The organism is Streptomyces sp. NPDC058045 (assembly GCF_042885635.1).
Taxonomy (GTDB): domain Bacteria; phylum Actinomycetota; class Actinomycetes; order Streptomycetales; family Streptomycetaceae; genus Streptomyces.
Map to the genome: position 1 here is coordinate 1 of NZ_JBHVRR010000015.1, position 13,960 is coordinate 13,960.

Genomic DNA, 13,960 nt, shown 5'->3' on the forward strand with positions numbered 1-13,960 from the left:
CGGTGGGAGGACAGTCCGTTTTTTGTGAATCGTGAGGTGCGGGCGTGGCCTGAGCGTGGGGATGGGGTGGCGCGTCGTGGTGGTGTGAGTGCGTTTGGTTTCAGTGGGACGAATGCGCATGTGGTGTTGGAGTCGTGTGGTACGGCCGCGGGTGATCGTGCGTTGGTGGGTGGTCAGGGTGTGGCGTCGGCGTATGTGCTGCCGGTGTCGGCGAAGTCCGAAGAGGCTCTGGAACGCGCCCTGTTGGGCCTCGCCGACCACCTGGAGGGGGAGAAGGGGATCGGTGCCGGGTATGTGGCCTCGGTCGCGCACACCCTGAGCGTCGGGCGGCATCACTTCGCGCACCGGTGTGCGGTGGTGGCGCGTGATGTGGACGACGCGGTGCGGTTGCTGCGGGAGGCAGCGCGGGGGGAGAAGCCGCGCAAGGTCCACCGGGGCGTCGTAGCCCGCGAGTTCACGCCCAATGCCGCCGTCATCACGGTGGCGCGGGAGATGATCGAAGAGGCCAACGGCAGCCAGGGCGACCCGGCAAGCTACCAGCAGTTCCTGATGGCGCTGGCCGACTTCTACTGCCAGGGCTACGAACCCAGCCTGGAGCATCTGTTCGCCGAGCCGCCCGCCTTCGTCTCCCTGCCCACCCAGCCCTTCCTCGCACGGCACTGCTGGGTCGGCGCCCACGCGGCCCGGCAGCAGGCGGCCGCCGCGGCAACCGCCGTCCAGGCCCCCGCCGCCCTGCCCGCCACCCCCGCCCTGCCGGTGGCGGTACCCGAGCAACGCACCACCTCCGCACTGCCGTTGCGGCAACCGGCGGTGGCCCAGCCGACGCAGCCGGTCGCAGCGCGACCGGTGGAGCCGGCGGAGCGGACCGTGGACGGCAGTGTGCGTCTGCTGCCCGTGGAGGTCGCCGCGGCCCTGGTGACCGAAGGGAGCCAGGCCCCGGACCGGGCCGCTCACCAGCGGATATCCCTGCGCCCGCTCACCGAGACCGAAGCCCCCGCACCGGTCCCCGCACCACAGCCCGCCGCCCCGGCCCGGCCCGCGCCCGCGGTGACCACCCGGGTCGTCGCCGCTCCGGTCACCGCTGCCGCCACCCCGGCGGCGGTGGACTCCGGCGAGGTGCTGGACCGGCTCCAGGTGAGTCTGGCCGCAGAGTTGTTCGTGGAGGTCGAGGAGGTGGACCCGGATCGCAGCTTCACGGAGTTGGGGCTGGACTCGGTGGTGGGTGTGGAGTGGGTCCGGGTGGTGAACGAGGACTTCGGTACGTCGATCGGTGCCACGCGGATCTACCAGTACCCGAACCTCCGCGAGTTCGCCGGATACGTCGCCTCGCAGGCCGCAGCGGTCACCGTCACTTCGGCGCCGGCACCACGGCCCGTACCGCAACAGCCCGCGCCGCAGGCCGTATCGCAGCCCGTCTCCCGGCTCGTCCCCGAGCGGGTGGCGGAGCCGGTGGCGGTGGCCGTTCCGGTGGCGCTGGATTCCGGTGAGGTGCTGGAGCGGTTGCAGGTGAGTCTGGCGGCGGAGTTGTTTGTGGAGGTCGAGGAGGTGGACCCGGATCGCAGCTTCACGGAGTTGGGGCTGGACTCGGTGGTGGGTGTGGAGTGGGTCCGGGTGGTGAACGAGGACTTCGGTACGTCGATCGGTGCCACGCGGATCTACCAGTACCCGAACCTCCGAGAGTTCACCGGATATGTCGCCGAGCAGGCCGCGGCGGCAGCCGGTACGACACCCGCACCGCACACCGCACCCCCGGCAGCGCACCAGCCCGCATCCCCGGCGACGCAACAGCTCGTGCCGGAGCAGCGCACCGATGAGCCGGTGGCCGTGTCGGTGCCGGCGGCGGCGGATTCCGGTGAGGTGCTGGACCGGTTGCAGGTGAGTCTGGCGGCGGAGTTGTTCGTGGAGCCGGAAGAGGTGGACCCGGACCGCAGCTTCACGGAGCTGGGGCTGGACTCCGTGGTGGGCGTCGAGTGGATCCGGGTGGTGAACGAGGACTTCGGTACCTCGATCGGCGCCACACGGATCTACCAGTACCCCAACCTCCGTGAGTTCGCCGCGTTCGTCACCGCTGAAATGCCCACGCCCGAAGACGACTTGGCCGAGGTGCTGGCCAAGGTCTACGACGGGCAGATCGATGTCCAGCAGGCCGAGGCGCGCCTGGGCACGCCGAAGACGGAGGCCTGAAGTCAATGAACCGCCAGGAGATCCTCGCCGCGCTGAGCGAGAAGCGCATCACCCCGGACGAGGCGGCCCGGCTGCTGCGGGGCGAAGCCCCCGCGGCGCCCCGCCCCGCCGCGGCGCCCCCGGCCGCTCCGGCCACCCCACCCGCCCCGGCCACCCCGCCCGCCACCGTCACCTCGGCCGCGCAGGCGGAGCAGCACAGCGGCGGTACCCCCCAGCCCAGCCCGATCGCCATCGTGGGCATGTCGGGCCGGTACGCCACCGCGCGGGACCTGGAGGAGTACTGGCGGCTGCTCGCCGCGGGCGGCGACGCGGTGCGTGAAGTCCCGCGCTCCCGTTGGGACATGGACCGCTACTACGACCCGGAGATAGGCAAGGAGGGCTCCATCTACTGCCGGTGGATGGGGGGCCTGGACGACGTCGACCGGTTCGACTCGTTCTTCTTCGAGATCTCGCCCTCCGAGGCGGAGATGATGGACCCGCAGCACCGGCTCTTCCTGGAGGAGTCGTACCGGGCCTTCGAGGACGCCGGATACACGCGGAAGACCCTGGACGGCACCAACTGCGGTGTCTACCTCGGTCTGGCCAACGGCGACTACCAGACGCTGTGCGACCGGACACCGCCGCGGCACGAGGACGAACTGCCCAGCGTCACCAGCGTCAGCAACGCCATCGCCGCCGGCCGGCTGGCCTACTACCTCAACCTCAAGGGCCCCGCCCTCACGATCGACACGGCCTGCTCCTCCTCGCTGGTCGGCGTGCATCTCGCGGTGCAGGCACTCCAGCGCGGCGAGGTCGACATGGCGCTCGCCGCCGGTGTCTCCCTCTATCTGAGCGCCCACTCGTACCAGCACATGTGCTCCGCCGGAATGCTCGCCCCGGACGGCCGGTGCAAGTCCTTCGACAACAGCGCCGACGGTTTCGTACCGGGTGAGGGCGCCGGGGCCGTGGTCTTCAAGCGCCTCGCCGACGCCGAACGGGACGGCGACCACATCCACGGCCTGATCGTCGCCAGCGGCATCAACCAGGACGGCCGCACCAACGGCATCACCGCGCCTAACCTCGGCAGCCAGGCCGAGCTGGTGCGCGCGGCCTACGAGCGCAACGGCATCGACCCCGAGACCATCAGCTACGCCGAACTCCACGGCACCGGCACCAAGCTCGGCGACCCCATCGAACTGGAGGCGCTGGCCACCGCGTTCCGCAACTGGACCGACCGGCGCACCTACTGCGCCATCGGCTCGGTGAAGTCCAACATCGGCCATATGTCCGCCGCCGCGGGTGTCGCCGGACTGCACAAGATCCTGCTGTCGATGCGGCACCGCACCCTGGTGCCGACGCTCCATGTCCGGGAGCCCAACGAGCACTTCGACTTCGAGCAGTCGCCGTTCTACCTCAACACCAGCTCCCAGGAGTGGCGGCCCGCGCCGGGTGCGCCCCGACGCGCCTGCCTGAGCTCCTTCGGCTTCAGCGGGACCAACGCCCATGTGGTGGTCGACGCCTACACCCCCACCGCCGCGCCCCGCCCCCAGGGCGGCGACCGGGACCGCACCTTCGTGGTCTCCGCCAAGCGGGAACCCCAACTCCGCGAGTACGCCCAGCGGTTGGCGTCCCACCTCGGCAGCCGCCCGGACCTCGACCTGGACGATGTGGCGTACACCCTGCACACCGGGCGGGAGGCCATGCGGGAGCGGCTGGCCGTCACCGCCCGGGACCGTGCCGGACTCATCGAGGCGCTGACCGCCTTCGCGGAGACCGGTGCGGCCGGGCCCGGGGTGGCCCGGGGCAAGGCCGCGAACCGGCCCGCCGCCGGGGCGGACTGGGTGGACGGCGGGAAGGTGGACTTCTCCGCCGAGTGGAGCGGCCTGCGACCGCGGCGGATACCGCTGCCCACCTACCCCTTCGAGCGGGAGTCCCACTGGTACCCGCGCGAGGTGGAGGGCTCCCGGTGGGCGGAGACGGGCGAGGCCCGCCCGGCCGCACCGCACCCGCTGGTGCACCGCAACATCTCCGACTTCACCCGCCAGCGCTTCCGTTCCGACTTCACCGGTACGGAGTTCTTCCTCGCCGACCACCATGTCGACGGGGTCCCGGTGCTGCCCGGGGCGGCCGTGGTGGAGCTGGCGCGGGCCGCGGGCACCCTGTCGGCGGGCCGGGAGGTCACCGAGGTCGGCGAGGTGGTGTGGTCGCGGCCCGTCACCGAGCGCGCGGTGGAGATCTCCCTGCTGCCCTCGGGTGCGGACGCCGCCACCTTCACCGTCACCACCGTCGACGCCGAGGGCGCCGAGACGACCTGCGCCGCCGGCACGGTGGGCTTCGCACCCCGCACCACGCCTCCGGTGCTCGACCTGGCCGCGCTGCGCGCCAAGTGCCCCACCCGGGTGGACCGTTCGAGCCTCTACCCGCGGACCGAGGGCGCCCCGGACACCGGAGTCGTCTACGGGCCCGCGTTCCGGGCCCTCACCGAACTGTCCCACGGCCCGGACGACGCCCTCGGGATGCTCGAACTCGACCTGACCGAAGGCGAGTTCGTACTGCACCCGGGCCTGCTCGACGGGGCCTGGCAGGCCATCGGGCCGTTCCTCGCCGAGCTGGACGGCACCTTCGTGCCGTTCGCGGTGGACGCGGTGCGCTGCTTCGCGCCGCTGCCGTCCTCGGCGGTGGTCCATGTACGTCCGGCCGGTGCCGCGGGTGCGGGCAGCCGGTCGTTCCACCTCACCGTCGCGGACCGCGAGGGCACCGTCGCCACGGAGATCCGCGGCTTCACCGTCCGCTCCACCCGGCCCACCGGCCGTACGGACGGCGGCTCGGAACAGCCGCAGGACGTCTTCCTCACCCAGCGCTGGCAGGACGCGCCGCCGCGCCCCAGGGCCGGGGCGGCGGCACGGCGGGTGCTTCTGCTGCACACCGCCGACCCCGGTGAGAACCCCCTGCTCACGGCCGCCGATGTGTCGGCCGTGGCCGAGGCCGTGCCCGGGGACGCCCTCACCGTCGACGGCACCCGCTTCACCTACCGCCCGACCGAGACCGAGGACCACGCCCGGCTCCTCGCGGACCTGCGGAAACGGGACCTGCTGCCCGACCGGATCGTGCTGGCCGGCCCGGCACCCGCCGACGGCCCCTACATCGTGCACGCCCTGGCCCGTGCCCTCGCCGCCGCCCGGCCCCGCCACCCGGTGGAGCTGCTGCACGTCCACCCCGTGCCCGAGGGCGGCGAACCGGCCCCGGAGGCACGCGCCTCGGGCGGCTATCTGCGCTGCCTCACCAAGGAGGACCGGCACCTCACCGCCCGTACCGTGGGCGTCGCCCCCGGCTCCGCCGCCGACCGCGTCCGCGCCGAACTCGCCGCGGAACCGGACGAGTTCCACGACATCTGGTGGCAGGGCGGCACCCGCACCGCGCTCCGCGCCGCGGAGGTGGCCGTCGAGGGCGAGAGCGTCGCCTTCCGGGACGGCGGGGTGTATCTGATCACCGGTGGCGCGGGCGGCGTCGGACTGGCCTTCGCCCGGCACCTCAGCCGTACCTACGGCGCCCGTCTGGTCCTCACCGGCCGCACCTCCGAGCAGGACCTCGGGGAGGCCTGGCGGGCCGCGGACCTGCCCGCCGACCGGACGCTGTATCTGCGGGCGGACGTCTCCCGCCGCGAGGACGTCGACGCGCTGCTCGCCGGTGCCAGGGAGCGCTTCGGGCGGATCGACGGCGTACTGCACTCCGCGGGCGCGCTCCGCGACGGGCTGCTCCGCGACAAGCCCGCCGGGGACATCGCCGCGGTACTGGCACCCAAGGTGACCGGCACCCGCCTTCTCGACGAGGCCCTGCAGGACGAACCGCTGGACTTCTTCGTGCTGTTCTCCTCGATGTCCGCCGTCCTCGGCAACCTCGGGCAGAGCGACTACTGCTATGCCAGCGCCTTCCAGGACGCCTTCGCCGCGCAGCGGGAACGCCGCCGCGCGGCGGGCGAGCGCACCGGCCGCACCCTCTCCGTGGGCTGGCCGCTGTGGGCGGACGGCGGGATGCGCGTCGACCAGGACGCCGAACGCCGGCTGCGCGAGCACCTGGGCATCGTCCCGCTGGAGTCCGACCGCGGCTGCCGCGCCCTGGAGCACGCCCTCACCCTGAGCGACACCCATGTGGTGTACGCCCCGGGCGACCCGGCGGCGATCCGCCGCACCTTCGGCCTGGCGGAGGCGGAGCCCGCCCCGGCACCCGAGGCCCCCGCCGCCGCGCCCTCCGTGGTCCCGGTGGACCGGATGCGGTCGCCGATGATCGGCTATCTCGCCCGGATCATCAGCGAGCGCACCAAGCGCGCCGTGGAGAAGATCGACGCCACCGACGAGTTCGAGGTCTACGGCATCGACTCCATCATGATGATGAGCCTGACCCGGCGCATGGAGGAGGACTTCGGGGAGCTCCCCAAGACCCTGTTCTTTGAATACGGCACCATCGAGGAGCTCGCGGACCACTTCCTCGCCGAACGCGCCGAGGACGTACGGCGGGTACTGGGCATGGACGGTGCGGACCGTGCGGAGGAGCAGGCGGCCGAGCCCGCCGCCGCACCCGAGCCGGTCGCCACCGCGCCCGAGCCCGCAGCCGCCTCCCGGTTCCTGCCGGTGAGGGCGGAGAGCGCCCGGCCCGCGGCGCCCCGGGACACCGGCTCCGGGACCCATGACATCGCCGTCATCGGCATCAGCGGACGCTACCCGGACGCCGACGACCTGCCGGAGTTCTGGAGCAACCTGGCCGCCGGCACCGACTCCGTCCGCGAGGTGCCCGCCGAACGCTGGGACCACAGCCAGTACTACGCACCCGACGGCCGCACCCCCGGCAAGGCGTACGCCAAGTGGGGCGGCTTCGTACGGGACGTGGACCGCTTCGACCCGCTGTTCTTCAGCATCTCGCCCGGCGAGGCGGACTTCATGGACCCCCAGGCGAGGCTGTTCCTCCAGACCGCCTGGCACGCCGTCGAGGACGCCGGCTACACCCGCGCCACCCTCGCCGACCACACCGTCGGCGTCTATGTCGGCGTCATGTACGGGATGTACGAACTCTTCCAGGGCGAGATCAAGGGCGAACCCGCCCCCGTGCCCTCGTCGTTCGCGGCGATCGCCAACCGGGTGTCCTATGTGCTGAACCTGCGCGGACCCAGCATGGCCGTGGACACCATGTGCTCCTCCTCGCTGACCTCGCTGCACCTGGGCTGCGAGAGCATCCGCCGCGGCGAGAGCGACATGGCCATCGCGGGCGGCGTCAACCTCACCATCCACCCCAACAAGCTGATCCTGCTCAGCCAGGGCAACTTCGCCTCCACCGACGGCCGTTGCCGCAGCTTCGGGGAGGGCGGCGACGGCTATGTGCCCGGTGAGGGCGTCGGCGCCGTACTGCTCAAGTCGCTGGACCGGGCCATCGCCGACGGCGACCACATCCACGCCGTCATCAAGGGCAGCGCCCTCAACTCCGGTGGAAAGACCACCGGTTTCACCGTGCCCAACCCCAACGCCCAGGCGGAGCTGGTGCGCAGCGGCCTCGCGGACGCCGGGGTGGACGCGCGCACCGTCTCCTACATCGAGGCGCACGGCACCGGTACCTCGCTCGGTGACCCCATCGAAGTCACCGCGCTCACCAACGCGTTCCGCACCGGGACGCCCGACACCGGCTTCTGCGCGATCGGCTCGGTGAAGTCCAACATCGGGCATCTGGAGTCGGCGGCCGGTATCGCGGCGCTGACCAAGGTGGTCCTCCAGCTCAAGCACCGCAAGCTGGTCCCCTCGCTGCACGCCACCACCCTCAACCCGTTCATCGACTTCGAGCGCAGCCCGTTCCGGGTGCAGCGCGAACTCGCGGACTGGGCCGCCTCCCCGGCCCATCCGCGCCGCGCCGGGATCAGCTCCTTCGGCGCGGGCGGCGCCAACGCCCATGTGGTGGTCGAGGAGTTCCTCGACGACCGCGCCCCGCGGAAGTCCACCGGCCCCTGGCTCTTCGTGTACTCGGCCCGGGACGAGGAGCGGCTGCGGGAGACCGCGGTCCGCCAACTGGCCGCCGCCCGCGCCGGGTTCGACGGTGCCGGCCTCGACTCGGTCGCCCACACCCTCCAGACCGGACGGGAGGCGATGGATTGGCGGCTCGCCGTGGTGGCCGACTCCGCCGGTGAACTGGCGGCGCTGCTGGAGGCGTACCTCGCGGGCGACCACAGCTCGCCGAGGCTCGCCACCGGCGGCATCCACGGCGCCAAGCGGCAGTCGATGCTGCTGGACCTGATCGAGGACTCGGACATGCTGGCCCGGCTGCTGCGGGAGCGGCGGTTGGAGAAGGCGGCCGAACTGTGGGTCGAGGGCGTCGCGTTGGACTGGTCGCAGCTCCACACCGGCCCGCCGCCGCGGCGGGTGCCGCTGCCCGGCTACCCCTTCGCCAAGGAGCGCTGCTGGGTCACCACCCCCGCGAAGACCCTGGCGGCCACCGCCGAACGCCTGCATCCGCTGCTGCACCGCAACAGCTCCACCCTGGAAGGGCTGCGCTTCAGCAGCGCCTTCACCGGCCGCGAGTTCTTCCTCACCGACCACCGGGTGGGCGGACAGCCGATGCTGCCCGCCGTCGCCTATCTGGAGATGGCGCTGGCCGCCGTCCGCGGAGCCCTGCCCGAACAGGCCCGGGACACCGCGCTGCGCGTCCAGGACGTGGTGTGGCTGCGGCCGTTCGTCCACCGGGACGGCGCGCCCGACCTGCACATCACGCTCACCCCGGGAGCCGGGCAGGACACCGTCGCCTTCCGCGTCCACAGCGACGGCACCCACTGCCAGGGCGAGGTCCGCCTCGCCCCGGCCGCGGAGCCCGAGCACACCGTGGACCTGGACGCGGTACGAGCCCGCTGCGCCCGCCCCGAGGTCGACGGCACCTGGTGCTACCGGGCGTTCACCCATATGGGCATCGACTACGGGCCCGCGCACCAGGCCGTCGCCACCGTCCACCGCGGCGACGGCGAGGCCCTGGTCGCGCTGCGCCTGCCGGACGGGGTCGACACCGACGGCTACACCCTGCACCCCGCGACACTGGACGCGGCGCTCCAGTCGACGCTGGCGCTGGCCCTCCCGGACAGCCTGCCCGCCGACCCGGCCGAGCTGGGTTCCGCCGGGACCTCCGCCGAACTGCCCTTCGCCGTCGAGGCGGTGGAGGTCGTCCGGCCCACGGCACCGGTGATGTGGGCGCATCTGCGGCGCCCCACCGGCAGCGGCGAGGGCCGGCTGAAGCGGGTCGACATCACCCTGTGCGACGCCGAGGGCCGGACCGCGGTCCTGCTGCGCGGGGTCGCCTTCAAGACCTTCGAGTACGACACCGCGCCCGCCGAGGAGCGCCTGCTGTTCGCCCCGCGCTGGCGGGAGTCGGCCCCCGAGTCCGCCCCCGCGGCCCCGGCGCACTTCGACCGGTGGGCGGTCCTGCTCGGTGACGGCGCGCCGGTGACCGCGGCGGACCTGGGCCGCTCGCTGCCCGAGGCGGGCTGCCGGACGCTCGACTCGGACGTCCCCGCCGACGCCCCGCGCAGCGGTGAGCGCTATCTCGACCAGACCGTGGAACTGCTGCGGCAGGTGCGGGAACTCGTCGAGGAGCACCGTGGTGGGCGTCTCCTGGTGCAGTTGGTGGCCGCCGACGGCCACAGTGTGGCGCTGTCCGGGCTGCTCCAGACGCTGCGGGTGGAGCACCCGTCGGTCAGTGTGCAGGTGCTGGCCTGCCAGGACGCGCCGCCCGCGGTGGTCCTGGCGGAGCGGCTGCGCGCCGAACGCCGCTGGCCCACCGCACAGGTCGTCCGCTACACCGCGGACGGCCGCCGTGAGGAGCGCCACTGGGAGGAACTGCCCACCCCCGCAAGGGAGTCGGGCGCACCGCTGTGGCGGGCCGGTGGGGTCTATGTGATCACCGGCGGCGCGGGCGGCCTCGGTCTGCTGATGGCGGACGAGATCGCCCGGAGTGTCCCGGACGTAACGCTGGTCCTCACCGGCCGGTCCGCGCCCGGTGACCGTACCGAGGAGGCGCTGGCGGGGCTGCGGGCCCATGGGGCCGTCGCCGAGTACGCGCAGACCGATGTCACGGACGCGGAAGCGGTGCGTGCGCTGATCGCGCGGGTCGGCGCCGAGCACGGCGGGCCGCACGGGGTGCTGCACTGCGCGGGTATCACCCGGGACAAGCTGCTCACCGCGAAGGCACCGGACGACGCGCGGGCGGTGCTCGCGCCCAAGACGGCCGGTGTGGTCGCGCTGGACGAGGCCACGGCGGGGCTGCCGCTGGAGTTCTTCCTGCTGTTCTCCTCCGCGGCCGGCGCCCTCGGCAACATCGGCCAGGCCGACTACGCGGCGGGCAACGCCTTCCTGGACCGGTTCGCCGCGTACCGCGAGGAGTTGGCGGCCCGCGGTGAACGCCGGGGCCGGACCCTCTCGGTGAACTGGCAGTTGTGGCGGGACGGCGGGATGGGGGTGGCCGCCGAGCAGGCGCGGGCCGCCGCCGACAGCGCGGGTCTCGCGGTCCTGGACCGGGCGACCGGCCTCGGGGTGCTCGCCGACTGCGTGGCGAGCGGCGAACCGCAGGTGCTGCCGCTGGTCGGCGACGCCGCCAAGCTGCGCGGCTACCTCCTGGCGCAGACCGCCAACACACCCGAGTCCGCGCCGGACGGCACCCGGGACGGCGAGGACCGTCCCGAAGTGGCCGCCGGGCAGGCCGAGTTGCTTGCCGAGGCCATCAAGGAGGTGGTCGCCGACGAGATCAAGCTCGACCCGTCGCGGATCGACGCCTATCTCGCGCTGGAGAACTACGGCATCGACTCGGTGCTGATCATCAATCTGACGCAGCGCCTGGAGGAGGACTTCGGGCCGCTCGCCAAGACCATCTTCTTCGAGAACCAGACGGTGATGGAACTGGCGGAGGCGCTCAGCCGCAGCCACCCGAAGGAGACCGCCGCGCTGCTGGCCCGGCGCTCCGGCGCGGTGGCCCGACCGGAGCCGACCGCCGCCGGAACCCAGAGCGACACCGCCCCCCGGCCGGCCACGGCCTGGTCCCCGCTGTGGGGAAACACCGCGGACCGCGCCGCCCCCGCCCTCCCCGGAGGTGAGGCGGCCACCGGCACCGACATCGCCATCGTGGGCGTCGCCGGGCGCTACCCGCAGGCCGAGAATCTGGCGGCCTTCTGGACGAACCTGCGCGAGGGCCGGGACAGCATCACCGAGATCCCCACCGACCGCTGGGACCACGCCCCGTTCCACCGCCCCGAGCCGGGCCGGCAGGACGCCACCTACGCCAGGTGGGGCGGGTTCATCGACGACGCGGCCTGCTTCGACTCGCTGTTCTTCAACATCTCGCCCGGCGAGGCGGAGATCATCGACCCCCAGGAGCGCGTCTTCCTGGAATGCGTCCACCACACCCTGGAGGACGCCGGATACAGCCGCCGCGCCCTCACCGGCCGCCCCATCGGCGTGTATGTCGGCGTGATGTACGAGGAGTACCAGCTCTACGCCGCGCAGCAGCAGGTGAAGGGCGAGATGGCGACGCTGAACGGCAGCGCCGCCTCCATCGCCAACCGCGTCTCGTACTTCTACGGGCTGCACGGGCCGAGCATGGCGGTCGACACCATGTGCTCGTCCTCGCTGGTGGCGATCCATCTGGCCGCGCAGAGCCTGCTGTCGGGCGAGTGCGAGGCGGCGATCGCGGGCGGGGTGAACCTGTCCCTGCACCCCAACAAGTTCCTGATGCTGGGCAAGAACCGCTTCGCCGCCACCGACGGCCGCTGCCGCACCTTCGGCGAGGGCGGCGACGGCTATGTGCCCGGTGAGGGCGTCGGCGCCGTACTGCTCAAGCCGCTGGCCCGCGCCGAGGCGGACGGCGACCACATCTACGGGGTGATCAAGGGCACCGCGGTCAGCCACGACGGCAAGACCAACGGCTACACCGTGCCCAACCCGCACGCCCAGACCGCGGTGATCGAACGCGCCCTGGAGCGGGCCGCCGTGGACTCCCGCGACGTCTCCTACGTGGAGGCCCACGGCACCGGCACCCGCCTCGGCGACCCGCTCGAAGTCTCCGCGCTGACCCGGGCGTTCGGCGGCCCGGACGGCAACGGGGCGCACTGCCACCTCGGTTCGGCCAAGTCGAACATCGGGCACTGTGAGAGCGCCGCCGGTATCGCCGGGGTCAGCAAGGTGCTGCTGCAACTCCAGAACCGGGAGATAGCGCCCTCGCTGCACTCCGCCGTCCTCAACCCGGAGATCGACTTCGCGGCGACCCCGTTCACCGTCCCCCAGGAGGTCACCCCCTGGGAGGTCGGCCCGAGGCGCTCCCGGATCGCGGGGATCTCCAGCTTCGGGGCGGGCGGCACCAACGCCCATGTGGTGATCGGCGAGTACCGGGCGCCCGAGCGGCCCGCCGCCGGTGACGCCCCCGGCGAGCCGCTGCTGATCCCGCTGTCGGCCCGCCGCGAGGACCAACTGCGCACCATCGCCGACGAGTTGCTCACCTGGCTGCGGGCGCGCCGGCTGACCGCCGCCGAACTCGCCGATGTCGCCCACACCCTCCAGGTGGGGCGCGACGCACACGAGGAGCGGCTCGGCCTGCTGGTCCGCACCCAGGACGAACTGGAGGCCGCCCTCGGCGACTTCCTCGACGGCCGCCCCACCGGCCACCTCGGCCGCGGCGTCAAGCCCAATCCGGCCGTACACGCGGACGCCCTGTACGAGGACCACCGGGCGGGCCGGTTCGACGCGGTGCTCGACGCCTGGGCCGGCGGGCAGGACCTGGACTGGGACCGCCTCACCGAGCCCGGCACCCGCAACCGCCTCTCCCTGCCCGGCTACCCGTTCGCCCGGCAGCGGCACTGGCATCCGCCGCACGACACGGCCACCCCGCTCGCGGCGGCCCGGCCGGTGGCGCAGACCGCGCCGCGCCTGCACCCGCTGCTGCACCAGAACCGCTCCTCCCTCTTCGAGCAGCGCTTCACCGCGGCCTTCACCGGCGAGGAGGCCTTCCTCGACGGGCACCGGGTGGAGGGCCACCGGGTGCTGCCCGGCTCGGTGTCGCTGGAGATGGCCCGGCTCGCGGGCGCGCTCAGCCTGGAGCAGGAGGTCCGCTCCCTCCGGAACGTGCTGTGGCGGCACCCGGTGGTGGTGGCCGGGGAACCGGTGGAGACCACTGTGCGGGTGCACCCCGAGGAGGACTCCGTACTGGTCCGCATCGGCCTGGACCAGGGCCCGCCGGAGGCCGCGATCTGCATGGAGGCCCGGGTCTCCGTCGACCTGGAATCGGCCCAACTGCCCGGCTCCGGCGGCCGGATGGTGGATCTGGCCGAGGTCGTCGCGGGCTGCGAGGGCAAGCTGCCCGGCTCCGCGGTGTACGCCGCCATGGCCGCGGCCGGGCTGGACAACGGGCCCGCGTTCCAGGTGATCGAGGAAGTGCTGTTCCGGGACGGGGAAGCGGTGGCGCAACTGGCGCTGCCCCCGGCCGCGGAGCGGCACGAGGCCGATGTACTGCCCCCGGCCCTGGTCAACGGCGCCTTCCAGGCGGTCAGTGTGCTGATGTCGGGTCACGGCGACGGTCTGCTCCTGCCGTTCTCCATCGGGTCCGTCGACATCCACGGCCCGCTGCCCGACGAGTGCGTCGCGTATCTGCGGCACCGCGGTGCGGACGGCGGCGGTACCGTCGACCGCTTCGACATCACCCTGACCGACCTGGCCGGCACGGCTCTCGTCATCGTGCGGGACTACGCCCTGAAGTCGCTCCCCAACGGGGCTCAAGACAGGTGAATGAGGAA

The 13,960-nt window shown here is 73.0% G+C and carries 2 protein-coding genes; both read left to right on the forward strand.

The genetic code is table 11. The annotated features are described in order from the left end of the window. A partial coding sequence (locus tag ACFVST_RS12140) for a phosphopantetheine-binding protein (RefSeq protein WP_390149500.1) occupies positions 1 to 2,184 on the forward strand: 2,184 nt, incomplete at its 5' end. Positions 2,185 to 2,189: 5 nt separating this feature from the next. Further along, positions 2,190 to 13,952 (forward strand): SDR family NAD(P)-dependent oxidoreductase, encoded by an 11,763-nt coding sequence (locus tag ACFVST_RS12145; RefSeq protein WP_390149502.1) that lies wholly within the window; start codon positions 2,190 to 2,192, stop codon positions 13,950 to 13,952. The last annotated feature ends 8 nt before the right edge of the window (positions 13,953 to 13,960 follow it).

Bases quoted from the DNA above. Each gene is read 5' to 3' on its own strand.
- ACFVST_RS12145 (WP_390149502.1), top strand. From the start codon at position 2,190: ATGAACCGCCAGGAGATCCTCGCCGCGCTGAGCGAGAAGCGCATCACC.